The organism is Vibrio sp. 10N.286.48.B8 (assembly GCF_003050085.1).
Classification (GTDB): domain Bacteria; phylum Pseudomonadota; class Gammaproteobacteria; order Enterobacterales; family Vibrionaceae; genus Vibrio; species Vibrio crassostreae.
The window spans coordinates 401,194-427,877 of the sequence record NZ_PIGD01000001.1; the positions used below are offsets into that span (position 1 = coordinate 401,194).

The 26,684-nt window shown below is 44.3% G+C and carries 25 protein-coding genes; 11 read left to right on the forward strand and 14 right to left on the reverse strand.

Annotated elements, in window-relative coordinates:
• Positions 1-13: 13 nt before the first annotated feature.
• Positions 14-2,245 carry a hypothetical protein gene (locus CWO08_RS01655; protein WP_108019603.1) on the reverse strand — a complete coding sequence of 744 codons (2,232 nt, stop codon included), beginning with the start codon at positions 2,243-2,245 and terminating at the stop codon, positions 14-16.
• 455 nt (positions 2,246-2,700) lie between these two features.
• On the opposite strand from CWO08_RS01655, the gene CWO08_RS01660 reads away from it, so the two are divergent.
• On the forward strand, positions 2,701-3,600 hold the full coding sequence (locus tag CWO08_RS01660) for a GyrI-like domain-containing protein (protein ID WP_048662464.1): 900 nt from the start codon (positions 2,701-2,703) through the stop codon (positions 3,598-3,600).
• A gap of 76 nt (positions 3,601-3,676) precedes the next feature.
• On the opposite strand, the gene CWO08_RS01665 is transcribed toward CWO08_RS01660, so the two are convergent.
• The 3 genes from CWO08_RS01665 to CWO08_RS01675 form a co-directional block, all read right to left on the reverse strand.
• On the reverse strand, positions 3,677-4,015 hold the full coding sequence (locus CWO08_RS01665; RefSeq protein ID WP_108019605.1) for a Fis family transcriptional regulator: 339 nt from the start codon (positions 4,013-4,015) through the stop codon (positions 3,677-3,679).
• Between the two features lie 198 nt (positions 4,016-4,213).
• Entirely contained in the window at positions 4,214-5,188 is a 975-nt protein-coding gene (locus tag CWO08_RS01670; RefSeq protein WP_108019607.1) for a Gfo/Idh/MocA family protein, read from the reverse strand.
• Positions 5,189-5,200: 12 nt separating this feature from the next.
• On the reverse strand, positions 5,201-5,494 hold the full coding sequence (locus CWO08_RS01675; RefSeq protein ID WP_108019609.1) for a putative quinol monooxygenase: 294 nt from the start codon (positions 5,492-5,494) through the stop codon (positions 5,201-5,203).
• 106 nt (positions 5,495-5,600) lie between these two features.
• Between CWO08_RS01675 and CWO08_RS01680 the strand changes: the two genes are divergently transcribed.
• Positions 5,601-6,458, forward strand: coding sequence for a LysR substrate-binding domain-containing protein (locus CWO08_RS01680; protein WP_108019611.1), 858 nt, complete (start codon positions 5,601-5,603; stop codon positions 6,456-6,458).
• Positions 6,459-6,523: 65 nt separating this feature from the next.
• Here the strand turns inward: CWO08_RS01680 and CWO08_RS01685 are convergent, their stop codons facing one another.
• Complete coding sequence (locus CWO08_RS01685; RefSeq protein ID WP_108019613.1) at positions 6,524-7,717, reverse strand: winged helix-turn-helix domain-containing protein; 1,194 nt, start codon at positions 7,715-7,717, stop codon at positions 6,524-6,526.
• 34 nt (positions 7,718-7,751) lie between these two features.
• On the reverse strand, positions 7,752-8,399 hold the full coding sequence (locus CWO08_RS01690; protein ID WP_108019616.1) for a DsbA family oxidoreductase: 648 nt from the start codon (positions 8,397-8,399) through the stop codon (positions 7,752-7,754).
• A gap of 203 nt (positions 8,400-8,602) precedes the next feature.
• Between CWO08_RS01690 and CWO08_RS01695 the strand changes: the two genes are divergently transcribed.
• On the forward strand, positions 8,603-9,802 hold the full coding sequence (locus CWO08_RS01695; RefSeq protein ID WP_108019618.1) for an MFS transporter: 1,200 nt from the start codon (positions 8,603-8,605) through the stop codon (positions 9,800-9,802).
• Between the two features lie 90 nt (positions 9,803-9,892).
• On the opposite strand, the gene CWO08_RS01700 is transcribed toward CWO08_RS01695, so the two are convergent.
• Positions 9,893-10,690 carry a Cof-type HAD-IIB family hydrolase gene (locus tag CWO08_RS01700; RefSeq protein WP_108019620.1) on the reverse strand — a complete coding sequence of 266 codons (798 nt, stop codon included), beginning with the start codon at positions 10,688-10,690 and terminating at the stop codon, positions 9,893-9,895.
• Positions 10,691-10,768: 78 nt separating this feature from the next.
• Positions 10,769-11,341, reverse strand: coding sequence for a TetR/AcrR family transcriptional regulator (locus tag CWO08_RS01705; protein WP_102478790.1), 573 nt, complete (start codon positions 11,339-11,341; stop codon positions 10,769-10,771).
• Between the two features lie 138 nt (positions 11,342-11,479).
• On the opposite strand from CWO08_RS01705, the gene CWO08_RS01710 reads away from it, so the two are divergent.
• The 3 genes from CWO08_RS01710 to arsB all read left to right on the forward strand — a co-directional run bounded on the left by CWO08_RS01710 (position 11,480) and on the right by arsB (position 13,638).
• The gene (locus tag CWO08_RS01710) at positions 11,480-12,004 is read left to right on the forward strand and encodes an HPP family protein (RefSeq protein WP_108019622.1); all 525 of its coding nucleotides are present in this window, start codon (positions 11,480-11,482) and stop codon (positions 12,002-12,004) included.
• 134 nt (positions 12,005-12,138) lie between these two features.
• Complete coding sequence (locus tag CWO08_RS01715) at positions 12,139-12,480, forward strand: helix-turn-helix transcriptional regulator (RefSeq protein ID WP_060980666.1); 342 nt, start codon at positions 12,139-12,141, stop codon at positions 12,478-12,480.
• Positions 12,481-12,582: 102 nt separating this feature from the next.
• A complete protein-coding gene (gene arsB, locus CWO08_RS01720; protein ID WP_108019624.1) occupies positions 12,583-13,638 on the forward strand; it encodes an ACR3 family arsenite efflux transporter in 1,056 nt (351 codons plus the stop codon).
• 92 nt (positions 13,639-13,730) lie between these two features.
• Here arsB and CWO08_RS01725 read toward each other — a convergent pair whose 3' ends face one another.
• A complete protein-coding gene (locus CWO08_RS01725) occupies positions 13,731-14,612 on the reverse strand; it encodes a LysR family transcriptional regulator (RefSeq protein ID WP_108019626.1) in 882 nt (293 codons plus the stop codon).
• 129 nt (positions 14,613-14,741) lie between these two features.
• Here CWO08_RS01725 and CWO08_RS01730 point away from each other — a divergent pair, with 129 nt between their 5' ends.
• The 5 genes from CWO08_RS01730 to glpD all read left to right on the forward strand — a co-directional run bounded on the left by CWO08_RS01730 (position 14,742) and on the right by glpD (position 20,947).
• Positions 14,742-15,173: a PACE efflux transporter gene (locus CWO08_RS01730; protein WP_048610473.1), complete on the forward strand. Its 432-nt coding sequence runs from the start codon at positions 14,742-14,744 to the stop codon at positions 15,171-15,173.
• A 448-nt stretch (positions 15,174-15,621) separates the two neighbouring features.
• Positions 15,622-16,476 (forward strand): MIP/aquaporin family protein, encoded by an 855-nt coding sequence (locus CWO08_RS01735; protein WP_004732234.1) that lies wholly within the window; start codon positions 15,622-15,624, stop codon positions 16,474-16,476.
• Positions 16,477-16,535: 59 nt separating this feature from the next.
• Positions 16,536-18,056 carry a glycerol kinase GlpK gene (gene glpK, locus CWO08_RS01740; RefSeq protein ID WP_017064019.1) on the forward strand — a complete coding sequence of 507 codons (1,521 nt, stop codon included), beginning with the start codon at positions 16,536-16,538 and terminating at the stop codon, positions 18,054-18,056.
• 275 nt (positions 18,057-18,331) lie between these two features.
• A complete protein-coding gene (locus CWO08_RS01745; RefSeq protein WP_004732237.1) occupies positions 18,332-19,117 on the forward strand; it encodes a DeoR/GlpR family transcriptional regulator in 786 nt (261 codons plus the stop codon).
• A gap of 270 nt (positions 19,118-19,387) precedes the next feature.
• The gene (glpD, locus tag CWO08_RS01750) at positions 19,388-20,947 is read left to right on the forward strand and encodes a glycerol-3-phosphate dehydrogenase (RefSeq protein WP_048669081.1); all 1,560 of its coding nucleotides are present in this window, start codon (positions 19,388-19,390) and stop codon (positions 20,945-20,947) included.
• Between the two features lie 269 nt (positions 20,948-21,216).
• Here glpD and CWO08_RS01755 read toward each other — a convergent pair whose 3' ends face one another.
• From CWO08_RS01755 to argF, 5 genes are all read right to left on the reverse strand, one after another.
• Positions 21,217-21,453: a YdcH family protein gene (locus tag CWO08_RS01755; protein WP_012600119.1), complete on the reverse strand. Its 237-nt coding sequence runs from the start codon at positions 21,451-21,453 to the stop codon at positions 21,217-21,219.
• A gap of 679 nt (positions 21,454-22,132) precedes the next feature.
• Positions 22,133-22,828, reverse strand: a complete 696-nt coding sequence (locus tag CWO08_RS01760) for an aspartate/glutamate racemase family protein (protein WP_108019627.1) — start codon at positions 22,826-22,828, stop codon at positions 22,133-22,135.
• A gap of 160 nt (positions 22,829-22,988) precedes the next feature.
• Positions 22,989-23,972 (reverse strand): HAD family phosphatase, encoded by a 984-nt coding sequence (locus CWO08_RS01765; protein WP_108019777.1) that lies wholly within the window; start codon positions 23,970-23,972, stop codon positions 22,989-22,991.
• 177 nt (positions 23,973-24,149) lie between these two features.
• On the reverse strand, positions 24,150-25,415 hold the full coding sequence (locus CWO08_RS01770) for a RidA family protein (protein WP_108019629.1): 1,266 nt from the start codon (positions 25,413-25,415) through the stop codon (positions 24,150-24,152).
• Positions 25,416-25,590: 175 nt separating this feature from the next.
• Positions 25,591-26,637: an ornithine carbamoyltransferase gene (gene argF, locus CWO08_RS01775; protein ID WP_102530207.1), complete on the reverse strand. Its 1,047-nt coding sequence runs from the start codon at positions 26,635-26,637 to the stop codon at positions 25,591-25,593.
• Positions 26,638-26,684: the final 47 nt, after the last annotated feature.

Below are 26,684 nucleotides of genomic sequence, written 5' to 3' on the forward strand. Positions count from 1 at the left end.
ATTCGCATTGGTTTTAATAAAGTAAGAACAGTCCTTCATAACCGTTAATTTCTATTTCACTCACATACTCACCAACGTTACCGTTAGCATCAACAGGTTTCATTGGAACATCCAGCGCGATGGTGAGTTTTTCCGCGTCATAAAAACTCGGATTCTTACCGTGGAAATCCGTGCGATACAACACACGACCATTACTAAACTCTCTCGCTAACACCATGTCCTCAGGGCCACCAGCAACCACCTGATTATCAGATTGATATATAAAGTACGTGAACGTCGGTAGAACGTGAGTCATGCCATTGGGTAGATCAGCATGCACCATTTCGTTCATCGAGGAGTCGCCAACGATGGTGTAGTCAGCGGGCTGAGGTGTCGTTGTCGATAGCATCAAAGGGATCGGCTCAAAGCCTTGTGGAATTTGATGACTCGGCTCTCCCAAATCAACGGCCAATAACGAACTTGGTTGATAGGCGATGTTTTTAGGGACACCACTTTGCCAGAAAGTATCTGCAGTCGTGTTACCACTTCCATAGACGTAACCATTGTTCCACTGATTGAAATAGCTATGTTGAGCATGTCGATTGAGGTGGTAGATCGCTAGGGTCGAGTATTGGTCTTGCTTCCAGTTCTCTTCACTATTTCCAAGATACTGAACTCGCCCATAACGCGTTGTCGCCTGAAAAATAACACTTTGTCCATTGTAGGCGAGCGCAGAATTATCCCAGAATTTAGAGATTCCCGAATAACCACTAAACCCAGTAGATGGAAAAATGTAGTGCTCTCGTAAATACAGAGATCCCGCCTCGCTAAGATGAGACTGTCCATTTCGACCCAGCAAGTTCGCGGTTCCGATGTTCAACCCAATCGACGCATCACTTTCTAAAGCAGATAGATTTTTCAGAAACGCTGAAAACTGCTTTTTGTAGAGATCATCCGCTTGATTCGAACCCGCAACGGATCCTAACTCTTGAACATGCCCGCCAGAATGAACATAGAATTGGTTTGAACCAATGAGTTTATTTGTGTCGTCGTTGTACGCACCATTCAAACCTTGGCTTGTCCAGCTTTGCTTGTAGTAGCGATGAATGGCAGATAGATAATCCGTGTTTGCGACGTTCGTTAACGACCAAGATGAATTAGCGCTCCACATTCGACCAAATGGCACCACTCTTGATTCCCAACGAAAACGCGCTGTCGCGTTCTTATTGGTTCGATTTCGATACTCGCTCGGCGACAAGTAGTTATCGCCATCTAGGTCTGCAGACACATCAAAACCGCGGATTTTGCGCCATTGGCTGATAGCATCGCCACCCGGTGTTGTGCTCGGGGCATCGGTTAATTTGACGGTTGGAAAACTGTTTTTGAGTTCTACTTCTTTTAAACGCGGCCTGTCGTCAGCGTTCTCACTTTGCCAACGAACTCTCACAGCGTATAAGCGCCCACCATCTCTCAAAAAGGTTGAACCAAAATACTGGCCGCCACCATAACTCGCACCGCTCCCATCATGAGTTGTCGCTCTCACCCAATCATTAGGTAGGTTCCAAATCACAGACTGGTTTTTGGTCATATTGAGGGTTCTGTCTTTCTTAATATCAAGCCTTTCCCACCGAGACACCATTCCGCGAGAATCAATAACCGTTGGGTATTCAATCCAGAGTTCTCCGCTGCCAGCAAACTGTGAGAAATTGAAGGTAAGCCGTTCGAACTGCTCGGCATGATAGACGTACAAAGCCCCGCCCTGTTCAAAATTCTCAAACACATCGGCATCCCATGGAGGCTCTTGATACAGCCAAAATCCAGCATGATCTTCACCTGAGGTATAACCGACGATCATGGGCTTGCGATTTAGTAGAGTGTTTTCACCGTGAGTATTATCAACTTCGGCAATGACAGTATCTTCAGAAAAGTGTAGGAAATAATCTTCGAAATTGAGGCCTTCTACCTCAGCTTGGTTACGGAGATCGTTCTCCAACCAACCCGAGTTCATCGCCATGACTTGGTTGTACATATAACCAATTGTCGTAGCCCGCTCATTGTCGGCTTTGTCGGCATAGGCACCGAAGACAATATCACTGTTGGTAATTTCCCAATCAATGACAGCATTCGCAGATAGTGGGGAGCCCGAAAGATCAACACCAGCTTCATGTTGCCCTGGCAGCACAACTGCTGTACCAACAGCAAAAGCGTAGCCAGCGATTAAACATGACGGTATGAGTGCGAGCAGCCCAGAAGTGTAGGTTTTCATGAATCATATTTCCTAATCGATACTGTCATGCCTTAAATCACAAGACGAAAAGTCAGCCAACTTACGTGTCAATTTAGGAATCAAAATACGAAAAAAGTATCGACTACATTGCTGAATTGTTCAAGTGCTCGTCTGTCTTGTTTCATCGGTGGTAAGGAAAATGAGAAAATGTCGATTAAAAATCAAGATATTAAGGAAAAGATAAATTTTTGTGATTTTAATTTTATTTGGAAACCAAGTATCTCCGGCTAACGAAAAATCAGCTCAGATTTTCTCAAAATGAGAATAAAGCAGTTTGGAAGACAGAAGATTATCAGAACTTAAAGCTCAGAACGGGCTGAGATTTGCTGCATCGAATCTCAGTTTCAACGCCACACTGTTGAAACTCAATTTGGATAGGCTAGTCTCGGTCATCTAAACAAGAACGATGACAACAGAGAGTGGTAAATAAAGAGATGTACGTTGACTATCATAAGCGGCTTGTTCCCGTTATACGCTATTTAGAGAAGCACTTTAACGATCCGCTCAACCTGATCGAAGTCGCGGCATTAGCCAACTTTTCACCCTACCATTTTCATCGTACTTTTAAGGCCGTTCAAGGCGAGACGCTTGCTGATTTCACCAGACGGCTGAGACTTGAAGCGGCAGCCAACGATCTCTTCAAATCCAAACAACCTATTATTAATATTGCATTGGATTATGGATTCTCATCGTCTCAAAGCTTTGCCAAAGCCTTCAAGCAACACTTTGGTGTGACGCCTAGTGCCTTTCGTGATTGTGAAGACTACCAAGCTTTCGGTGAGTTAACTCGAAATAGCAAGATTGGACACACGTTGCGCAAGAATGGAACCGATGCAGTCGTCGGCAATTCATATACTGACTCCGAACTTTCAACATGGAGCATGACAATGAAAACACAACAATTCGAACCATCAAAACTGGCGTATGTGCGAGTAACAGGTCCCTATGGACAAGGGTATGAAGAGCCAAGCGGTCGTCTTTATCAATGGGCAGAAATTAAAGGGTTATCAGGCAATACCTGCATGTTCATTTATCATGACAATCCAGAAATTACACCGACAGATAAGTGCCGAACAGACATTTGTTTAATGGTCCCTGAAGATGTGGAAGTACCCAGCGGTATCGAACTGAAGGACTTTCCCGGCGGGCAATATGCGGTGATGAGACAAACGATTACCGAAATCGGCCAATATGCCAAAGCGTGGGATGATTTAATGAGTAACGTCATTGAGTCCGGTATTGAAACAGACGATCGACCTTGTTTTGAGCTTTACCACAGCTACGACCCGCAAACTCAACATTCAGATGTCAGCTTCTGTACTGCAATCAAGTAACGATAATGAAAGCCTACCTCGCGTAGGCTTTCATTTCTCTGGATCGCTTACCAAATAGCACGACCAATAAAGCGCCTTAAAGCCGTTTGTTCCACTTCCCTTGATGGTCGCGGTCGCAATTTTCTTGCGTATCGTAGCTAACATGCTTGTCGATATTCTTCAGTTGAATTCCAACCTGATTGAACGCTTGTTGAATAGCCTCAGAGACACTCTGTTGACCTTCGCCATTTAAGAAATTCGCTCTATCTTGATTGGTGTCGAATATGCAGACGATTTTTAAACTTTGCGGGAATGAAGAGAAATTGACCGTATGAGTCACCCAAAGAAAACCATCGTAGCTTTTCAACGTATCTTCACACACGTCCGTTAACACGTCTCTGATTTGATTTTCGATCTTCTTATCTGATTTGCGCATGCGGTAAAGGTCCTATTTAACACCTTAAAAAATAAGGTTTTTCTGTCAGTTTTGTACTGCCTGACATTGGACACTGTGGCGCTTTCAAATGCAAAGTATTTATTGAGGGTGATAGGCTAGAGGGATTAGAGAAACACCTCATGCTCGATAACTTACGAGGCATCAAACATGAGGCAGATACAGAATTTAGTTAATAAATTAGCTCGCCGCTTGCTCCCAATCAGTCAGTAACTTCATGATTACGCGAGAGTCTTGATGAGTTGCCATTGGCGCAGCAAGTTGTGTGTCACCTCGCTCAACCGCTTGGCGAATATTACGCACTTGATAGTGGAAACCGTCGCCTTGCGCTTCAACTTTCACTTCACGTATCGACGTTTCGTAGATCTCAACCGTGAACGAGTTTTCTTCGGTCGGTAACCATGGATTGGTGTCGAGTGTGATACAGCCTTTGCTGCCTAAAATCGTGAAGCCGTGCTTTAAGCCGTGGTCTTCTGCGGTATGAATTTGCGCGGTAAAACGCTCATTGAAGCGCATCATCGCCGACGATTCACAGATGTTGCCATCTTGGCCACGTCGACCGATTGCTGAGATCTGCACATCATCAAACACACTCTCACCAAACTGCTGTTGTGCGACAGAGTGGATCAGAGACATTGGGTAACAACCCAGATTATACAAAGCGCCTTTGCTCGCAGGGTTCACAAACTGATCAATCGCCGCAACGTATGAACCTTGAATTGAACGCACTTCGCCAATCTCACCGGTTGCCAACTCTTGATGAAGCTTGGCGATAAGCGGGTGGTTTAGATACATCAAGCCTTCTGCGAAGAATATGCCCGCTTCTTTTACCGCTTGCAGAGCTTGTTCGGTTTTTTCCATATCAACCGACAACGATTTTTCACACAGAATCGCTTTGCCTTTTTGAGCGGCTCTAATAACGTATTCGTGGTGAACGTGGTTTGGTAGAGCAATGTAGATGATGTCGACTGACTCATCTTCAATCAAAGCTTCATAGCTGTTGAAGGTCAATGTTGGTTGGTACTGCGCCGCAAACTCATTGAGTGTTTTCTCTGTGCGTCCAGCTACGGCATACAGTTCACTTTGAGCATCGCCTTTAATCGCATCCGCCATTACACCTGATATAAAGCTGGTTCCTAGGATTCCCCATTTCATGGTTTATTTCTCCTACTTCTGAGTTTCGAACGCTTGAACCAACTCGGTAATGTCACGCTCAATAAACGCTTGAGTGTGAGGCATTCCAAAGTGCTGATTGATCGCTTCACGGTTCTCGTATTGTTCCAACAAGATCACGCGATCACTTTGGTTTTGATCATAGGTTGCTATTGCTTGTAGGCAGCCCGGTTCACTCTGCATGTCTAAGCAAAACTGTTCGATGGCTTCTACTGCAGCATCACGTTCAATGTTCGTTTTTATCTTAAGTTCGGCAGTAACAAAGATGGTTTCATTCATTTGAGACATTTCAAGCTCTTATTTTAATTAATTATCGGTTTGCCATTAATATAATTAACCCCTAATAATTGATAAACTCACCTTTTGTTTATTATTTATTAACTGAGAGTGTTTAATGGATAAGTTAACCAGTATGAAGGTCTTCGTTTATGTGGTCGAGCAAGGCAGCTTTCGCAGCGCCGCCAACCACTTCAACTTGTCGGCGACCATGATCAGTAAACATGTCCATCATCTTGAATCGAGCCTTAACTCTCAACTGATTCATCGCACCACGCGTAAGCAGTCTTTAACCGATTCAGGTCAGCTTTATTATCGAGAATGTAAACGAATTCTCGAAGACATCAGCAATGCTGAAAACCTGATTCAAACCTTGGAAAACCAGCCACAAGGGACGGTAAAGATAAACTGCCCGGTCACCTATGGGAACAAGGTGCTTGCCCCGATTGTGGCTAAGTTCCTCGCACATCACCCAACCATAAACGTCGAGCTGATGTTGAATAATGACCTTGTTGATCCTTACTCATCCGACATTGATTTGATGGTGCGAATTGGTGACCTATCCGATTCAAGTTTGGTCGCAAGATATTTAGGGGACTATGAGATGTGTTATTGCGCCGCTCCCGATTACCTTAACCAACATGCTGAAATCAAAGTATTAGAAGACTTGGCACAGCACCCATCGCTTGGGTTCGGTTACAGCAGCCAAGCCCCTCACGCCACATCGAATAAAGAACGTGTTCGCTTGATGTCGAATAATGGTAATGTGTTGCGATATGCCGCCCTACAAGGTGTGGGCGTGTTGTTGCAACCGACTATCTTGGTATCAGAAGAGATTGATCGTGGTGCACTATTGGAAATCCTACCCGGCATGGCACCGTTACCCAAGCCTATTCACTTACTCTACAAAACCAAGCAACTGTCGTTGAAGAACCGAACCTTTGTTGAGTTTTTATTAGCCTCTCTTTCCAAGTAACTAAGCGCTGACTAATTCAAAAAAGGCTTTTAAGTAATGAAGGATTTCCGGAACAACAAAGACCGCTAGACTGTTTGCCAATGGCTCATCAAGCGCTTGCCAAGATCAGAAGGTGTGGTGTTATGGACGATCATCTCATCACATTGGTTGAACACCATGAAGTGTTTTAGCTCATCGCATAAAGCATGAACCAGCGACTCATGGTTTTTAATTCGCTCTTCCACAACCAAGTTACGGATATTGAGCAAACCACTCTTCCTATCAACTTTACAATCCATTCGTGCCACCAGTTCACCTTGCCACAAAATCGGTAAGCTAAAATAACCAAACTGACGCTTAGCTTCAGGTACATAACACTCAAGAAGGTAGTCAAAGTTGAACAATGATTGCATTCGCTTTCGTTGAATCAGCAGGTTATCAAACGGTGACAGTATCTTAAGCTTGGTTCTGGAAAGGGGTTGATACAGCAGATCAAACACACCTGGCAGGACATAATAATCAGAGCCTTGAATATCTACTTTCAAGACCTGCTTATCTTCAAGCATCTGTTGGAGTGTTTTCTGAATCAGAGGCTTAGTGTTCTTGAGTAGATAGCTAATTTCCGGCGCAATTCCCACACCGTTCGCTTCTAAATAACGCGTGATCAGATGCTCGATGTACTCTTGCTCCGTCGGTTCAGAGGTATCAATACCACTCGGCAAAACTCGTTCGGTTAGGTCATACACCTTATGAAAGTTCACTCGGCTCGGCACCATTAAATCACCTTGCATAAACAAAGTCTCTAGTGCCTGTTTGGCAGGTTTACCGCCCCATCCGCCGGGGTTTGGTCTATCCCCTTCAAAGTCTTTCGCCATTAATGGCCCTTCGCTCTCAATGCGTTTGAGAACATGCGCCATGAGTGCGTCATCCTTTTTATACCAATGTTTAAGCTTACCGCTCGCAAACCCGTTCTTTCGATGCAGGCTGAAGCGGTAGTCGCGCATAGGCAGATAAGCGGCGGCGTGCGACCAATACTCAAATACCTCTCGACGCTCTAACAACTTATCCAGATGATTCAGTTGGTAGTCTTGATTGCGATTCCACAACGTATGATGGTGGGCTCGCTGAATCACGGAAATGGTATCAATTTGGACATACCCAAGGTTTTCAATCGCAGACAGCGTGTTCGCCAAAGTGCCTCCATTGCGTTGCTTTTTGGGCGGCAATTTTTGCGAAAGCAGTACAATTTTTTGCGCTTGAGCGAGGGACAGTGATTCCATGAAATTCAGACTCTAATTGATACCAATGATCCGTTTATGATTCAGCAATCAGCTCTTGAAGAACCTGCTTGTAGGTTTCTACCGTCTGCGCGCCTGTCACAGCACTCTTACGATTGAACACCACAGTAGGAACCGCAGATATACCCATGCGTTGCCATTCAAACTCTTGCGCTTCAATTTGCTTTAAGTTGTCGATGTTCTTCAAGCGTTTCAATGCCTTCGTTGAGTCTAAGCCAACCGCTTCAAGTTCTTGCGCGATAACCTCAAGATCAGACAGATCTTTCTGCTCTGAAAAGTGCGCAGTAAAGAAGCGTAGCTTTAACTCAGTCTGTTTACCGTGCGCTAGAGCAAAATCAAGCAGCACATGTAGGTGACGTGAATTGACCATTCTCATGCTGTCATAGAAATTGAAATCGAACCCTACCGCTTTGCCACGAACAGCCAGTTGCTCACGGGAACTTTGGCTCTCTTCCGCACTAGAGCCGTATTTTCTCATGATGTGATCACGCAGGTTTTCACCTTCTTGCGGCATGTCTGGATTCAACTCAAACGGCTGCCATTCAAGTTCAATCTGCTCCGCTAAACCAAGTTCCGTAATGGCTTGCTCTAAGTTTTTGTAGCCGACCACGCACCATGGGCACATTACGTCAGAAATAATATCGAGTTGAAGTTTCTTGCTCATCGTCATTCCAAATGTCGTTGATAAGGCGCATCCAATACAAAGTGAATACCCATCTTTGTCACTAAGATTACAATAATCTGAACAATCGTTCAAATATCAATATCTTCCCTCTAAAATAACTTCAACTTCTGCCAATTAACCTTTGACTTAAAGTTAACTTTAAGTTGTAGAGTTATGCAAAACAGAGACTATGAGACAACGATATGAAGAGAAAAACACCACCCTACCTTACCGGACGTTTCTTTGATGGCATCAGCTCAGGGCTGTTTATGTTAGCGCTGCCTTGGTTAATGCTAGCGACACCTAACATGGGGACTTTTGTCGCACTGACCGCCCTGCTTTGTACCGTCACAACTTTTCTAGTAACCCCGTATTTTTCTGCGTTGATCGACCGCCATTCTCGTAAACACATTCTGATCATCGCGCAGATAATTCAAGCTTCAACCGCATTTATTGTCGCAGCTATATACTGGCTCGGATTTGGCTCGATTATGGTGTTAGGTGCGGCTCAGCTGATCTTTTGGGTCTCAAGTAGCCTTGCATGGCACACCAACAACGCCTTTACACAAGAAAATTACGATCACCACGAATACGCCAAAATCTCTAGCCACCAAGAAATTATTCTGCAGTCGACAACATTAGGTGCAGGGGCTTTGGGCGTTGTGCTACTAGAACAATGGAGCATCAATGAGTTTGCGATTTTTGCAGGTATTGCTTCGACCATTTCAGCTATCAGCTACCTAATGACACCGTACAGAAGACGAATCAAGGACAGCGTCAACACACCTTTCAAGCAGCAGCTAACCGAGATTAAGGAAGTATTTTCTCAGTCGCCACAATTCTACGGATTCCTGATTGTTTCTTGTCTCTCATATCCGATGATGACTTTTTTAAGTCGATTGGTTCCTATCTGGTTTTCAGAGCTCAATGTGACCGGAGATTGGCTCGCGCTTTACAACATCTCACTCGGCATGGGTGCATTGATCATTGGCGTGTCTTTACCATTAATTCTAAAGTCCGCTTCCCACAAAACAATCATCCAAATAGCCATGGTGATTATCGCCGTCTCTTTACTGCTCATGAGCCAAGTAGAAAACCCAGCGTATATCATTGTGCTGACATTCATCTTCGGGGCATTCAACGCGCTCAATAGAATCGCACGTACCAATTGGATGCACCACGCGGTGGCAATGAAACAGCGAGGAAGAGTGGATGGAGGGCTAGCCCTATTTGCCACACTCACACAAAGCCTAAGCTATGTGTTGATTGCGGTATTGGCGCAAGCAGATGCCATTGTGTACGGTTTTACCATTGCGGGGGTTGTGGTTCTAGCTGCTACATTTTGGATGAGTAAACTTGGTAAACAAATCAAACCTGAATGTACGTTGGCGAATCAATGTTAAGACGGATTATAAAGCTCAGGCTCACCAACAAAAAAGCCAACTCATCTTCACGAGTTGGCTTTGATAAAAATCGGATTGAGCTTAACCGCGTTACGCTAGCAGTTTCTCAAGTACTTGGAATACACCGGCATCGACGTTACTTGGCGCGCTAAAACGTGCGATCTCTTTTAACTTTGGATGCGCGTTTTCCATCGCGTAAGAGTGGTAGCTCTCTTTAAGCATTTCCAAGTCATTCAGGTAATCACCAAAACTCATGGTCTGCTCGTAAGTGAAGCCTAATGTGCTTTGTAGATGCTTAATCGCCGCGCCTTTTGACGCTTCAGCGTTCATCACATCTAACCAAATTTTTGCACTCACAACCACTTGGTAGTTCTCACCGAATTTGGCATCAATAGTTGGGTTCACTTTCTCTTGTGAACCGTCGAAGTGACAGATAGCCACCTTGATGAAATCGTCTTCTACCGCCAGTAAGTCTTCGACTTGCTCTCGGCGATGGTAGTACTTAGAGATCTCCGCTAAAGCACGCTCATCTTTGGTTTCGATGTACGCTGATTTCTTACCACAAAGCACCACATGTGCACCTTCAATGGCTCGCGCTTCTTTGATGATGTCTTTGATGGCATCAGTATCAAGTAAGCAGCTGTAGAGCTCTTGCCCTTTGTGCATCACCAATGTGCCATTTTCAGCAACGAACATCATGCGATCTTTTAGCGGAGAAAATGTTTCCATCAAGCTGTAGTACTGACGACCCGATGCCGCCGCAAAAATGATGTCTTGAGCTTCTAGTCGCTCATAAAGATTGAAGAATTCTGGGTCTAACTTTCCGTGTTCATTAAGCAGAGTGCCGTCCATATCAGCAGCGATAAATTTGATGTTCTGTTGTGGCATTTCAGGGCTTACCTATAAGTAAAGATTAAAGTGTAAATTATGATTTTTCGTTATCTTGTGTAACGGTTCTGCGTTCGATTATATCGCTAGAATAGCCAGTGAATGCAATGCTTTTCGGTAGGCTTGTCTGTTTGAGTCTGACTTTGAATCAAGCTGACCAAATTCACCTCTTACAATAAGTCCTTCGATAAAAGTCATAACCGATTCACTGCGTAATTCGAGTATTGCAGTGTCTACTTCTTCATTACCTCTTACCACATCACGAATGCTGTTTTTGAGCCAAACCTTGTGCTGTCGCGAGAGCATCGTAATGTCATCTTCCGACTCTTTAAATTCGGCTAGCGCGTGCATGAACATGCAGCCTTTGAAGTCAGGTTGTTCAAACCACGCAAGATGCCAATCTAACAGCGCATCCAGTTGGTTTTGTAATCCAGAAGTTGATAATAGTGCCGCTTCTAAACTCGACTCGAAACGCTGATGACGCCTTTCTAACACAGCTTCAATCAGCTTGGTTTTCGAGCCAAAATGGCGGTACATAGATGTTTTGGAAACCGCCGCTTCGTCTCGGATCATATCCACCCCAACAGCGGTATAACCAAACTGATTAAACAACGACTCTGCTACATCCAGAATCAAATCTTTTTTACTCATCGTTCATCAACCTCAAATCGCTCTGAAATCGTAGAGCTCAATTTATCATTGCAAGAAGTGTACAGATCTGTATCATCCAAATCAAATGGTACAGATCTGTACACTTAATATAAAAGAGATAACGAAGAGGAAACGATTATGATCAACAAACTATCTGGTGGTGGAGCCCTTCCTCCGAAAGCAAGCATTAGCCAGCTTATTAAAGGTTTTATTGGCGGTACGCTGGGCATCTTGACCTTGTGTCTATTAGCCGAAAGTTCTGGGTTCCCGTGGTTAATGGCTCCATTTGGTGCGACGTGCGTACTGCTGTTTGCGGTGCCAACATCGCCGTTAGCTCAACCTAGAAACGTCATTGCGGGACACTTTATTTCAGCTGTTGTGGGCTTAATCGCGTTATATGGCTTTGGGGATTCTTATTTGACTATGGCTATCGCTGTCGGCTCATCCATCATGCTAATGCAATACTGTCGAGCGGTTCACCCACCCGCTGGCGCCAATCCGATTGTGATAGCTTTGGCAGGTACCGCACATGTGGATTGGATGTTCTTATTCACTCCCGTATTAGTAGGCAGCATCGCTTTGGTTGGTATTGGTGCGCTATTGAATAACAGCTATTCAGAACAAAAGTGGCCGTTATACTGGTTTGGTTCATCCAAGTCTTAGTCCATTGAATTTCAATGATAAATATGGATTTTGACATCAAATTTAGAAGCAAATTGAAAGATCACATTGACCCTTATATAAAATGGGCTTACTATTAATCGTCTTTTAACGATTATGGAAAGCGAAACATCAATATGAACGAAACTTGCCCTACAACTGGTGGCTGTGCTCTGCCAATCGGACATGGTGATGCCGAAGCTGAAACACAAATGGCCGCTCTGGCTAAAGCGCTCGCTCACCCAGCAAGAGTTCGTATATTGAGTATCCTTTCAACGTTAGAAAAATCGGGGGGCTGTTTGAACAGTGACTTGGTTAGCGAATTAGGTTTAGCTCAGTCAACCGTATCAGAGCACCTAAGAATCTTGAAAACCTCAGGCTTCATCACTGCTGAATCAATACCACCGAAGATGTGCTACCGAATTAATCGAGATAATATTCAGCAATTTGAGTCGCTGATAGACACCATATTAAAATAGATTAACCACGCTTAGTTTGTCGAACACAATAAACTAAGCGTATTTTTTGCCTTTAAATATCGCTTTTCGACGATTAACGATAACAACCAAAGAGATAATATAATGAAACCAAAATTAGGTTTTCTCGATCGCTACTTAACGCTGTGGATCTTCATCGCCATGGGCATTGGTGTACTGCTTGGCACCTTGTTTCCACAAATCGAACAGTGGAACGAATCAATGTCTGTTGGCACAACCAACATTCCACTGGCAATTGGCCTTATCTTAATGATGTACCCACCTCTGGCTAAGGTTAACTACAACCTGCTAGGCACCGTGGTAAAAGATAAGAAAGCGATCAAACTATCTTTGATCATGAACTGGTTTGTCGGCCCAATTCTGATGTTTGTGTTGGCGCTAACATTCTTAGGCGACCACCCAGGTTACATGGTCGGTGTGATTCTGATTGGTCTTGCTCGTTGTGTGGCAATGGTTCTGGTTTGGAACGACATCGGCGGTGGTAACAAAGAATACGGTGCGGCATTAGTTGCTCTAAACAGTGCATTCCAAGTGGTGAGCTACAGCTTTATGGCGTGGCTATTCATCAGCGTTCTTCCACCAGTATTTGGTTACGAAGGCATGATGGTTGATATCTCAATGATCGATATTGCACACAGTGTTCTTATCTACCTAGGTATACCATTCCTAGCGGGCTTCTTAAGCCGTAAGATCCTAGTGTCGATGAAAGGCGAGCAGTGGTACAACGGTGTGTTCATTCCACGTATCTCACCAATCACACTGATTGCTCTACTGGCGACTATCGTGCTGATGTTCAGCCTAAAAGGCGAGATGATTGTTGAACTGCCAATGGACGTATTGTTGATTGCTGTTCCACTGACTATCTACTTCACAGCGATGTTCTTCATCAGCTTCTTCATTGGCAAGAAGATGGGCATTGAGTACGACAAGAACGCATCAATCGCATTCACAGCGACAGGCAACAACTTCGAGCTAGCGATTGCCGTTGCTATCTCAGTATTCGGTATCAATTCAGACCAAGCGTTTGCAGGCGTTATCGGTCCACTGATTGAAGTGCCAGTATTGATTTACCTAGTGAACGTTGCGCTTAAGATGAAAGACAAGTACTACAACGGTCTGACGGTTAAATCTAGCATCTAGCATCTAGCATCTAGCATCTAGCAGAAGATTAGAAAAACTAAGGGCTTACCTTTCGGGGTAAGCCCTTTCATTTGTCTATGGTTTGGAAAAGATCAATCGAGTAAGGTTTTGAGGTTGTCTTCCAACCACAGCAAGCCCGGCCCTTTCATCGCTTTCTTGGAGATCACCAAATCGACAGGAGGCGACCATGTTTTATGGTCAAACGAGACGTTTATCTGGTTAAGCTTTCCTTGTTGAATCTCATGTTCCACCAAGTAACTCGGTAAGTATGCCCAGCCAATATCGCTGCCAAGTACCATCTCTTTGATCACAATAAAGCTGTTTGACCACCATACCTTTCCGGCAATCAGCGGAAACTGATCCATCACCTTGCCTTTGTCTCCCCTCAACATTAACTGACGATGCGGGAGTAAGTCAGTGAGTTTCGCCACACCTGTTTTTGCGAGCGCATGACTTGGATGACACACAGCAATAAACGGTAAGTGACCGATAAAGCAAGGCTCAGAGCCGACATCAAAAGCCAAGTTGGTAAACATCAATCCAATGTCGGCCCTCTCTTCGATAATCAACGGATTGACCTCTGTCGTGGTACACGCAACCAGTTCAACTTCGGTCGCAGGGAATTGTTGACTGAACTGACTAAGGATCTTAGATAGGTTCGGAACCAGCAATGAATCATCTAATGCAATTTTGATGAGCCCCTCTTCACCGCTACCCATCGCGTTAACCGTCACATTCAGATCTTCAACCTGAAGCACGATTGCTTTCACCTGTTTAAATAACTGCTCGCCCGCTTTGGTTAGTGAAGGCTTTCGAGTCGAACGATCAAAAAGCTCAACATTAAAATCGATTTCAAGATTACTGATGCCTTGGCTCACCGCCGACTGTACCTTACCCAAATGACGAGCACTGGCAGAAAATGACCCTAATTCAACGGCATACACAAACATTTTCAGTTGTTCAATGTTGTACATTCGGTTTCTCCCAAACTTACTATCACTATATGTGATACTAACTATCTTTATATTATCACTTAAGTAGATATTATCTAGCCAAGTCATTAGCCCATCGGCGGCTATTTAATCGTAAAGAGAGTTAGAAAAATGTCACATAAAGAACGCATGTTGCACATGGTGCTATTTGAATTGGTTGCTTTGGTTCTAATGGCAGGGCTTGCAACCTATGTTACAGGAAATGGCGCAGGTGAAATGGCAGGCTTAGCGCTTGCAATATCATTGATAGCGATGGCTTGGAACTACGTTTACAACTATGGCTACGACAAAATTTACGGAACAGACCGAAGCAAAAGAACCACGAAAACACGTATCCTGCACGGATTAGGTTTTGAGCTTGGCTTAATGACAGTGACTCTACCTGTCTTGATGTGGGTTCTACAACTCGACTTCCTAACCGTACTGATCATGGACATCGGCCTAGTTATTTTCTTCGTACTTTACGCGATTGCGTTCAACTGGGCGTATGACTCGGTTCGAGATCAATTAGTAGCGAAAGGGAAAGTGGCAGCTCTGGTTTAGAGCGGTAAGTTCGTATCGTATAACAAGAACATACACCCAAATGAAAACTGCCAAACTACAACATAGTTGGCAGTTTATTCATTTATGCATATAAGCTCATTTGTTAACGCCCTTGTTACATAGCAAAAACATCACATAGCCCTCCCTAATTAAGTCTAATAATCCGCCACTCACGAAGTAGCATCACAAATCCAAACATAAACTCCTCGTACCAGTTGCGCATTCATTTACATATAGGTAGTTTGAGCGGCTTCGCAACCTATCAATTCGAGCAATGACGTTCATGCGAGCATCTTTTTCGAGCAAAAGTGTTCGGATTAACATTTCAAGTGACTTTAATTAACAATTTTACGCTCAAACGCTCAATTTTGATGTTCGTTTATTTTCGAGTTCGCAAATATATGCACAATACACGTGCTAGATAAGCAAAACTAAAAAGGACTCGAACATGACAACAAACAAACACCCTTCTTTATTTGGGCAATGCTTGGCTGAATTTATCGGTACAGGATTACTCATATTCTTTGGCGTTGGCTGTGTGGCCGCTCTGGTATTAACCGGTGCGACATTCGGACAATGGGAAATCAGCATCATCTGGGGCTTCGGTGTTGCGATTGCAATTTACTGTACTGCCGGCGTTTCAGGCGCACACATCAACCCAGCCGTAACGATTGCACTGGCCATGTTCCATGGTTTTGATAAAGCGAAAGTGGTGCCTTACATCATTTCGCAACTGCTTGGCGCTTTCTGCTCTGCAGCATTGGTTTACAGCCTGTACAGCAACCTATTTACTGACTACGAAATCGCACATAACTTTGTTCGTAGCAGCCAAGACGCACTATCAACTGCTGGTATCTTCTCGACTTACCCACATGCTTCACTTTCTTTCTTCGGCGCTTTTGCTGTGGAATTCGTGATTACTGCAGTGTTGATGTTTGCCATTTTAGCGTTAGGTGATGAGAACAACGGCGCATCTCGCGGTGCAATGAACCCTCTACTGATCGGTATTCTTATCGCGGTTATCGGTGGTTCTTTAGGTCCACTGACGGGCTTTGCAATGAACCCTGCTCGTGACTTCGGACCAAAACTGTTCGCTTACTTTGCAGGTTGGGATTTCGCACTAAGCGGTGCACGTGATATTCCTTACTTCATCGTTCCAATTCTTGCTCCAATTGCTGGTGCGTGTTTTGGTGGTTGGTTGTACCCACGTGTTATCGGTGCTTACCTACCAGTAGAAGGCCAAGGCTGCACAATTCCAAACCAATGTGAAACAGAAGAAGAAGCTGAACAAGCTCAAGCTTAATCCCTAAGCGACCTTACATTTACTAAAATATAAATAACGAAAGAAAAAGGATTCTTACCATGACCGAGCAAAAATACATTGTTGCCCTAGACCAAGGCACCACAAGCTCTCGCGCTGTAATCCTCGACCACGATGCAAACATCGTAAGCTCTTCTCAACGCGAATTTACTCAGATTTATCCAAAAGCTGGTTGGGTTGAGCACGATCCAATGGAAATCTGGGCGACTCAAAGCTCTACATTGGTTGAAGCACTTGCTAAAGCAGGCATCCGCAGCGATGAGCTAGCAGGCATTGGTATCACTAACCAACGTGAAACCACCATTGTTTGGAACAAAGAGACAGGCAAGCCTGTTTATAACGCAATCGTATGGCAGTGTCGCCGTACAGCAGACATCTGTGAAGACCTAAAAGCACGTGGCCTAGAAGACTACGTACGTGACAATACTGGCTTAGTCCTTGACCCGTATTTCTCAGGTACAAAAGTAAAATGGATTCTAGACAACGTTGAAGGTGCTCGCGAAGACGCTGAAGCAGGCAAATTGCTATTCGGTACGGTTGATACTTGGTTGGTTTGGAAGATGACTCAAGGACGTGTACACGTTACGGATTACACTAACGCGTCACGTACTATGTTATTTAACATCAACGACCTATGCTGGGATCAAAAGCTACTTGATGAGATGGGTATCCCTTCATCAATGATGCCAGAAGTGAAGCGTTCTTCTGAAGTGTACGGTCAAACGAACCTTGGTGGTAAAGGTGGTACTCGTATCCCAATCGCGGGTATTGCGGGTGACCAACAAGCTGCACTTTACGGTCAAATGTGTGTAGAAGCTGGCCAAGCGAAGAACACGTACGGCACAGGTTGTTTCCTTCTGATGAACACAGGCCAAGAGAAAGTAACCTCGAAAAACGGCCTACTAACAACACTGGCATGTGGCCCTAAAGGTGAACCTGCATACGCACTGGAAGGTGCGGTATTCATGGGCGGTGCATCAATCCAATGGCTACGTGATGAGATGAAGTTACTGGCTGGCGCAGAAGACTCTGAGTACTTCGCAACCAAAGTAGACTCTTCAAACGGCGTTTACGTGGTTCCTGCATTCACTGGCCTAGGCGCACCATACTGGGATGCTTACGCTCGCGGTACGATTGTTGGTCTAACTCGTGGTGTTAACTCGAACCACATCATCCGTGCAACACTGGAAGGTATTGCTTACCAAACTCGTGACGTACTGGATGCGATGCAAGCGGACTCTGGCATCAAGCTAGCAAACCTACGTGTTGATGGCGGTGCAGTAGCGAACAACTTCCTAATGCAGTTCCAATCAGACGTGCTAGATACAGAAGTTCACCGCCCTGAAGTAACGGAAGTGACCGCTCTGGGTGCCGCTTACCTTGCTGGCCTAGCGGTTGGTTTCTGGGACAGCATTGACGAGCTTCAAGACAAAGCCGTTTTGAATCGCACCTTCATGCCACACCACGACGAAGAGAAGCGTAACCGCCGTTACAAAGGCTGGAAGCGTGCAATCAAGTGTGCACAAGTTTGGTCTGAACTGCACGATGACGACGAAGAGTAATCTAAGCTTGAGTTAACAGAGGAGCACGAATAATCCCTTCTTAGTCGATTAGATTGTTCGAACCTCAGCAAACGAAACTAAAAAGAGCACTATTTTGTGCTCTTTTTTGCGTTTCAGGCTCAAATTCCATGTTTTGAGCAGCGTTTTTGCGGTTTAGACATGATTCCTTACCATCATTACTTCTCTCTTTTCATCAATTCGAGCACAATAGCGTGAGTTTATATTTTCGATTTTGACGCGCTAGAGCCCTTTGCGCGCAGGGAGTGGTAAGTTAAGTGAAGCAGATACCAAGACACCAGCAGATTGTAGACCTGGTAAAAACACAAGGATATGTGAGCACAGAAGAGCTCGTTGAAAAATTCGATGTCAGCCCACAAACCATCAGACGAGACCTCAATGAGCTGGCTGATAGCAACAAAATCCGTCGCTATCACGGTGGTGCAACCATTCCTTTAAGCTCGGAAAACACCTCTTATAACACGCGTAAAGCACTTAACTTCAACGAAAAAGACGTGATTGCCGATGAACTGGTTAAACACATCCCTGATGGTGCAACCCTGTTCGTTGATATCGGCACTACACCAGAATCAGTCGCCCGCGCACTCAACAAAAATCACAAACAATTGAGAGTCGTGACCAACAACATCAATGTTGCGAGCATCCTTCTTCCAAACCCAGAGATAAAGGTTATCTTGGCGGGTGGCGAAGTGAGAAACCGTGATGGCGGCATCGTGGGTGAAGCAACACTAGATTTCGTTAAACAGTTCCGTCTTGATTTCGGCATTTTAGGGATCAGTGGTATCGACTTTGACGGCTCACTGCTCGATTTTGACTATCATGAAGTTCGAGTGAAACAAGCCATCATCGAAAACAGCCGCAGTATCTTCTTAGCCGTCGACCACACTAAGTTTGGTCGTAACGCGATGGTTAAGCTCGGCAACATCTCTCAAGCGCACATGGTGTTTACTAATAAGCAGCCACCGGAAGAGATTCTCAACATCCTTAAAGATTCAGCAATACCATTAGAAGTGATTGATACCGCTCGTCCTGTGAGCGAATAACTCAACATAAGTGCTCAGTGAAGCCATTTTCTTAAACGAATCACGATTCTTTATAGAAAAGTTAAAAAAGTAAAACTTGCTCACTACCAGTGTCGCTTCTATGCTCGAATTAGATTTATTTGAACCTCTGCTTTCATAAGCAGAGGTTTTTTTATGTCCAAATCACATAAAACGCGCATAAACGAAAATAATAAATGACCGCAAACGAAAGTTAAGATAGGATTCACTTATGTTCTAAAATGCTCGTTCGCTCAGCAAGAGGTCAAAATCATGAGTGCTCAACAAAATAATTCAAACAACAGTACATCTTCCACTTTAGACTTGATCGTGATTGGCGGCGGCATCAATGGTGCAGGTATCGCGGCAGATGCAGCAGGTCGTGGTCTCAACGTTGGCTTATACGAAGCAAATGATTTTGCTTCTGCTACTTCATCTGCAAGTTCAAAACTGATCCACGGTGGCTTACGTTACCTTGAACATTACGAGTTTCGTTTGGTTTCGGAAGCGCTTGCAGAACGCGAAGTATTGTTAAGAAAAGCACCTCATGTTGCTCAACCAATGCGTTTCCGTTTACCTCATCGACCATTTTTACGCCCAGCTTGGATGATCCGCTGTGGCTTATTCCTTTACGATAACTTGGGTAAACGCACCACACTTCCTGGAAGTAAAACGGTGAACTTGGCTAAATCAGGTTTACTGAAGCCAGAAATGAAGACCGGTTTCGAATACTCAGATTGCTGGGTTGATGATGCGCGCATGGTATTGCTCAACGTATTAGCAGCAAAAGAAAACAACGCAGAAGTACGTAACTACTGCCGTGTTGAAAAAGCGCACCGTGAAGGTGGTATTTGGCATGTGACGATCCTTGATGTCATGACAAACCAACGCTTTGAACGCAAAGCAAAAGCGCTTGTTAACGCTGCAGGCCCTTGGGTTAAACAGTTCTTTGATGATGGATTAGAGCAGGCTTCGCCTCGTAATATTCGTCTGATCAAAGGCTCACACATTGTTGTGCCACGCATTCATGACGAACCACAAGCGTACATTCTGCAAAACAAAGACAATCGCATTGTGTTCATGATCCCTTACCTAGATAAGTTCTCGATCATCGGCACTACCGACCTTGAATACAAAGGCGACCCGCGTAACGTCGCAATTGATGATGTTGAAGTGGATTACTTGATTGATATCGTTAACCAGCACTTTGTTAAACAACTTGGCCGTGAAGATGTGGTTTGGACATACAGTGGCGTAAGACCGCTTTGTGACGACGAATCGGATTCACCACAAGCGATCACTCGTGACTACACGCTGGAATTAGATGCAGAGCTTGATCAAGCACCACTGCTTTCGATCTTCGGTGGTAAGTTGACCACTTATCGTAAACTCGGCGAAGCGGCACTTAAGAAGTTAGAACCACACCTAACCAACATGGGTGCGCCTTGGACAGCCAACAACACGCTTCCAGGCGGTAACTTTAGCTGCAGCAGAGAGCAGCTTGCGAAGATGATCCACACTAAATACCCTTGGGCATCTGAAGCGCTATTGCTTCGCTACGTGACTCAATTTGGTACTTACACGTGGAAACTACTGGAAGGTGCGAATAGCGAAGCTGACCTTGGCAGCCAATTCTCAAGCGAAGCCCATGGCGTTTATCAAGTTGAAATCGATTACTTGATCAATGAAGAGATGGCGATGACTGACGAAGACATCTTGTGGCGCAGAACCAAGCTTGGCCTGTACATGAGTGAATCAGAGCAGCAAGCAGTGACTGATTACTTAAAAGAGAAACTACAAAGTAAGGTAGTGAGCTTTTCTCAAGTAGGCTAACCCCACCAGCCTAAAAATGGTTCAAGAACATACTTAACAACGAAGCTTAGCGTCCCCCGCGCTAAGCTTTTTTTATACCCTATTTACAAAACCATAGTGCTAATTGAGTTTACCTATATCTAAGGTTTCTTGTATCCAAACATTCTTATGCGTTCAGATAGGGACTGGAGTGCAGAAACAAAAAAACTCCCGAAGGAGTTTTTATTATCTCAATCTGCAATTCGCTAACTAACTATTTAATTTAGCTATTCAGCAAAATAACCCGCTAGCTAGGCAATTAAGCGAGCATGCAGTGAATCTTTAAGCTCAGAACGATCATGTTTTAGTTGGTGCATCGAGCCGTCATCAATGGGTGAATCTTTCAGCTCTAGTTTACGAATCTCTTTATCAAGGTTGTCGTATGTCTTCATATCTGCTGCAAAGCCATCGTCAGTTTTAGCAAGCTCAGCAATTTTGTCTTTCATTTCAGGAAATTCGTGAACAAGAGAGTGATTTTCACCTAGCATAGAAACCTCTTAAGTTGAGTAAAGTGATTGGTATTACACATTCATTATTTACCTTAGCAAGGGACTCAAATGACAAATGAGATCCAGTACACAGCCTAGAATTTAAACAATTCAAATTAACAAATTTACAACCTTCCACCACAAAGCTATGGTATTGGATTGAGGTTTTTCTCAATAACAAAATCTGCCACTGACGATATGCCATATCACCAAGTTGTTTTTTATAGCCTTTGAATAAAACAAAACCTCACTTGATCGTGAGGCCTTAGACTGGTCGTTGTTATAAACGATAGCTAACAAATTTTGCTACATAAATTGGGGCTAGCTACTACAACCACCCGAATGTACTCGATTCATATCATCACCAACCTGTGATTCAGACCCCGTAGATTGGCATCCTGCCACGAATAATAGCGTTACAGATAAGATAAGCCATTTCATAATAATTCCTCTTTTAGTCATGACTAAAGCATAGTGCTTAAAAGCGCGGATACCTCAGCTATTAACTAAAGCCTTACCTGTCGATAAAGCCTTGGTTAATAAACAAAGCATTGCTTCATTAATTAACGACCTGCTTTTGTACAAAAAACTTTCACTCAACTAAATAAAAATCGATCAAAAACTGAAAGAGGACAGTTGTGGAGCCATGACGAGGATCTAAAAAACGAGTCGCTAAATGTTAGTCGCTCGTAGCCAAGCGCACCGCCGCTTCAGAGTGAATTGCTGTCGTATCAAACAACGGTACATCCGTATGTTGCTGCTGAATCAGTAAGGCGATTTCAGTACAGCCCAGAATAACGGCCTCTGCTCCTTGCTGGCTTAGCTTCTCGATGATTTGACGATAGACAGCTCGAGATTCTTCTCTTACTTCACCTCGGCACAGCTCTTGGTAAATGATGTTGTGCACTTTCTGTCGGTCATTCTCATCTGGAATCACAACACCAATACCGAACTTGTTAGTCAGGCGCCCTTTATAGAAATCTTGTTCCATCGTGAAAGCGGTACCGAGTAATCCTACTTTCTTTACGCCCTGTTCAAGCAGCTTCTGCGCTGTGGTATCAGCGATATGTAAGATAGGGATCGTGATCTTATCTTCGATCTCAGGAACGACCTTATGCATGGTATTGGTACAAATCAGAATGAAATCAGCCCCGCCCTTCTCTACCGACAATGCCGCGTCAGCTAAAATATCGGCCGTCTCAGCCCAACGGCCTTGGTTTTGTAACTTTTCAATCTCATCGAAGTTCACGCTATACATACAAATCTTTGCCGAGTTAAGCCCACCCAGCGTCGCTTTAACACCTTCGTTAATGGATTTGTAATAGCTCATGGTCGATTCCCAACTCATGCCACCAAGCAAACCGATCGTTTTCATTTTTTATTCCTTTAATTTCTGACTATCCCGATTAAAGCGTCATGCGTTAAAAATTTATAGTACGTTCTTGCTGAAAATGAGACGAAGCCTTCGCTATTTAGCAAAAAAGCTCGAATGAACCATCCGAGCCTTTGTTGTTTTATCTGAATGTTTATGAGCGTTAATACACTTCACACCAATCGGATTTCATGTCGATTAACGTCCAATCATCTCTAGAGTTCGCTTCATCGAGTGCTTTATCTAGCTTGCCCACATGGGACTCACGATCGTACTGCCACTCGCGCTCAGCATCAGTGTGATGAACAATCATCGCCATAGAGTTGGGTTGGCTCGTTGCCCATTGCATCATGGCTTGATCACCGTCTGAGTTACCGACCGCTAGAATAGGTTTCTTGCCGATAATATGCTGAATATTGGTGACCTTTCCGGCTTTATCATCAATCGTCAAAATGGACGAGTCTTTGGTTACAGTCGGGTTGCCGTCGTTGAAGCTGTAGTTGTATTTAAGCGCGCTGCCAATGATCTGTTCTGGCGGGATATTATAGGCCTCGGGAGCCCACACTCTCATGAAATCAACGCCGCCACCCGACACTATGTAAGTTTTAAAGTCATGCTCTTGCAAGTAAGCCAGCATCTCTTTCATTGGTTGGTAAGTCAAATCGGTATAGGCTTTGTTGAAACGAGCGTCTTTCGCTGCAGCTAACCATTGCTCAACATCTTTTTGGTATTGTTTGACTGTCATACCAGAGTGCGTCGCCATGATAATTTTCAATAAACCTTCTTCGCCGCTTCCTAGAACACTCTTAATGTCATCTTCAAGCACGAACTTAAACGGTGCTTCCGTTTTCCATTCAGGATGTTCAGGCGCCATCTCTTTTACACGATCTAGTGCAAAGGCCAGCTGGAAGTAATAAGGCTTTTCTGACCAAAGCGTACCGTCGTTATCGAATACAGCGATGCGATCTTGGGCCGCAACGAACATATCAGACTCCGCTTTCGTAGCTTGACCAACAAAATCCACGATAGCGGATTTACTCTCACTATCCTTCCATGAAGGCAGCAAATTGGGGTCGCAGTCTTTAGCAAAAGATGAGAAAGAGAGGCTAGATAAAATCGCAACTGACAAAAGGGTTATTTTCTTCATAGCAACTACCATGTTATTGAATTAATTGTAGGGTTTAATTCAATTCATCCTAATTGGTCTACTCTGATTTTCCACTTATGAACACTATAACCGCTGTTTATGTTGCTATTGGAACAGACGTAAAACGAGGGCTAACCTCACAGCTAACCCTCGTTGTTTTTATGCTAAATAGATAGCTTAAAGGCTAGGTGGAGTCCCTTCCCCATTGGAAGCAATCGCATCGATTTGCACCAAGGCACCCATAGGAATATCAGACACACCGATAACCGTGCGCGCAGGCAATGGACCTTCAAAGTAATGCGTGCAAACGTCATTGAGTACATCTAGATCAGCCATATATATTAATTGGATATTAAGCTTCACGATGTCATCCATGACATGGCCAACGCTCTCAATCACTTCTTTAATATTATTGAGGCACTGCATCGCCTGCTCTTTGGCACCATGCGTCACAATCGCACCAATTTTAGGGTCAAGCGGCAGCTGTGCGGAGATATTGTTGTAGTGAGAGAAAGCCACGGTTTGTGTTGAGATCTCGCTGATTGGTGCAGCTTTAGTGTTGTTTGCCTTAATCACTATTCCATGACGATCTTCAACAGCTTGTGGTGGTGTACCATCGCCATGTGACACGGTTGCATCCATTTGTACTAACGCTCCCATAGCTAAGCCTTCAACCACAGTTACTGAACGTGCTGGCATATAGCCCACAGATCTTGCAATCGCCGAGTCAGGGAAGAAAGTGGTGTACACTTCATTGATGGTAGCGAGGTCATCAAGGCTTCTCACATGGATGTTAACCTTTACGATGTCATCAAGTGGAACTTCAATACTTTCCAGTATCGATTTGATATTTTTTAGGCATTGAATCGCGTGCTCTTTTGCTCCACCCACAACGATATTGCCCGATTTAGGATCAATCGGCAGCTGAGCTGAAATATGATTATAGTGAGAAAAAGCGACCGTCTGAGTCGATAAAGAACTGGCTGGTGCGTTCTGGGTGTTTCTCGCGATTTTTACCAACTCACAAGCATCTTGTGGGTAAGTACCTTCACCATTAGAGATCACCGCATCCATTTGCAAATGAGCACCTTCGAGCGGTAAATCAGCAACAGCAAGTGTCGTACACGTTGGTGTGTAAGACTGGAAAAACGATGCATAAACTTCATTCACAGTGTCAAGATCGGCAATGTTTTTCAAGTATACGTTCACTCTCACAACATCATGCATACAATGTCCAATGCTCTCCACTATCGCTTGAATATTCAATAGGCACTGCTTTGTTTGATCCACTAAAGATCCAAAGACTAAGCTGCCTGTTTTAGGATCAGTCGGTAATTGAGCAGACAGGTTATTGTAGTGTGAGAATGCCACCGATTGTGTTGAGAAAGGGCTCAATGGTGCATCTTCAGTGTTTCTTGAAACTTTAATAATATCGGCACTCATGTCGATACATCTCCTATTCGAGTATTGATGTCAGATAGAGCCAATTAGCTACATGTTTACCGACATTTCAAAATAAAAGGTACAAAAATAGCCGAACCAATAAATCGTGATGAATACTGGTTCAGCCTGATTCGAGCATCACAGTGGAGGCTCTTACGCCCCCACAAATAAACCCCTACAGAGTGCTTAAGAAGCTGCTGATTTTTTCTTCGTGATGCTTAACGGTTTCTGGTGTTGGGATAACCGCATCTTTATGTGTGAAGTACACTAAAATCGCCATCTGAGCAGTGAGTCGGTTTTCAGCTTCATCGAACGCCACTGAGTATTCACTTTCTAGTGCGCCGCGAGTCACTTCTTCTTTGTCATTCGCAGGTAGGCAATGCAGCAACATTGCGCCCGGACGAGCCTTAGCCATTAGCTCTTCGGTAATCACATAGTTAGGCATGAATGCCGCAAGACGCTCTTCCTTCTCATCCATTTGGGTCACCCAGTAGAAGCTATCGCCGTACACCACATCACAGTCACTGATACGCTCTACATCATCAGTAATTTCAATCGTGCCACCAGACTCTTCACAGAAGTTCAGTGCCATGTCGATCCACTCTTGCTCCATGTGGTATTTCTTAGGACCAATTTGCTTGAAGCCCATGCCGTACTTAGCACACGTCAACATCAGCGAACGACACACATCTGTCGCATCGCCCATGAATGCCAAGGTGAGATCTGACAATCTACGTCCATCGGTGATGTGCTCTCTGATCGTGTAGAGATCCGCTAGCATTTGAGTTGGGTGGAAACGCGTATCAAGACCGTTGATTACTGGCACTGTCGACATTTCAAGTAGGCCATCGAGTGTTTCAGGGCTATTAGTACGAGCCATGATGATGTCGCACATACGTGATAAAACACGAGACGTATCATCAATAGACTCTTTACCACCTAAGTGAATGTCTTTTGGAGACAAGAATAGTGCGTGACCACCCAATAATGTTGCCGCCACCTCGAAAGAAACACGTGTACGAGTGGAGCCCGCTTCAAAGATCATCCCTACTGATTTGCCTTTGAACAGAGGTGGAATTGCATTGTCTTTACGTGCCTGTTTCAGGTGAGTCATCAGCTCCATCATGTTGTCCATCTCTTCGACAGAGAAGTCTTTCATGGAAACCATGTGCTCTAGGTTTGCTTTGTTTAGTTCAGTTGCGCTAGAAGAAGGTAATTTCATAATAAGTTCCTATTTTTCATAATTTTGTGTGCGGTTCTTTTTCAGTC

Coding starts and splice junctions, on each gene's coding strand:
- CWO08_RS01710 (WP_108019622.1), top strand. CDS start 11,480: ATGATCAACAAACTATCTGGTGGTGGAGCCCTTCCTCCGAAAGCAAGC.
- glpK (WP_017064019.1), top strand. CDS start 16,536: ATGACCGAGCAAAAATACATTGTTGCCCTAGACCAAGGCACCACAAGC.
- CWO08_RS01665 (WP_108019605.1), bottom strand. CDS start 4,015: ATGCGCAAATCAGATAAGAAGATCGAAAATCAAATCAGAGACGTGTTA.
- CWO08_RS01705 (WP_102478790.1), bottom strand. CDS start 11,341: ATGAGTAAAAAAGATTTGATTCTGGATGTAGCAGAGTCGTTGTTTAAT.
- CWO08_RS01755 (WP_012600119.1), bottom strand. CDS start 21,453: ATGCTAGGTGAAAATCACTCTCTTGTTCACGAATTTCCTGAAATGAAA.
- CWO08_RS01770 (WP_108019629.1), bottom strand. CDS start 25,415: ATGAGTGCCGATATTATTAAAGTTTCAAGAAACACTGAAGATGCACCA.
- CWO08_RS01680 (WP_108019611.1), top strand. CDS start 5,601: ATGGATAAGTTAACCAGTATGAAGGTCTTCGTTTATGTGGTCGAGCAA.
- CWO08_RS01685 (WP_108019613.1), bottom strand. CDS start 7,717: ATGGAATCACTGTCCCTCGCTCAAGCGCAAAAAATTGTACTGCTTTCG.
- CWO08_RS01765 (WP_108019777.1), bottom strand. CDS start 23,972: ATGAAGAAAATAACCCTTTTGTCAGTTGCGATTTTATCTAGCCTCTCT.
- CWO08_RS01695 (WP_108019618.1), top strand. CDS start 8,603: ATGAAGAGAAAAACACCACCCTACCTTACCGGACGTTTCTTTGATGGC.
- CWO08_RS01715 (WP_060980666.1), top strand. CDS start 12,139: ATGAACGAAACTTGCCCTACAACTGGTGGCTGTGCTCTGCCAATCGGA.
- CWO08_RS01655 (WP_108019603.1), bottom strand. CDS start 2,245: ATGAAAACCTACACTTCTGGGCTGCTCGCACTCATACCGTCATGTTTA.
- CWO08_RS01725 (WP_108019626.1), bottom strand. CDS start 14,612: ATGTACAACATTGAACAACTGAAAATGTTTGTGTATGCCGTTGAATTA.
- argF (WP_102530207.1), bottom strand. CDS start 26,637: ATGAAATTACCTTCTTCTAGCGCAACTGAACTAAACAAAGCAAACCTA.
- CWO08_RS01730 (WP_048610473.1), top strand. CDS start 14,742: ATGTCACATAAAGAACGCATGTTGCACATGGTGCTATTTGAATTGGTT.
- glpD (WP_048669081.1), top strand. CDS start 19,388: ATGAGTGCTCAACAAAATAATTCAAACAACAGTACATCTTCCACTTTA.
- CWO08_RS01670 (WP_108019607.1), bottom strand. CDS start 5,188: ATGAAATGGGGAATCCTAGGAACCAGCTTTATATCAGGTGTAATGGCG.
- CWO08_RS01675 (WP_108019609.1), bottom strand. CDS start 5,494: ATGTCTCAAATGAATGAAACCATCTTTGTTACTGCCGAACTTAAGATA.
- CWO08_RS01760 (WP_108019627.1), bottom strand. CDS start 22,828: ATGAAAACGATCGGTTTGCTTGGTGGCATGAGTTGGGAATCGACCATG.
- CWO08_RS01690 (WP_108019616.1), bottom strand. CDS start 8,399: ATGAGCAAGAAACTTCAACTCGATATTATTTCTGACGTAATGTGCCCA.
- CWO08_RS01700 (WP_108019620.1), bottom strand. CDS start 10,690: ATGCCACAACAGAACATCAAATTTATCGCTGCTGATATGGACGGCACT.
- arsB (WP_108019624.1), top strand. CDS start 12,583: ATGAAACCAAAATTAGGTTTTCTCGATCGCTACTTAACGCTGTGGATC.
- CWO08_RS01735 (WP_004732234.1), top strand. CDS start 15,622: ATGACAACAAACAAACACCCTTCTTTATTTGGGCAATGCTTGGCTGAA.
- CWO08_RS01660 (WP_048662464.1), top strand. CDS start 2,701: ATGTACGTTGACTATCATAAGCGGCTTGTTCCCGTTATACGCTATTTA.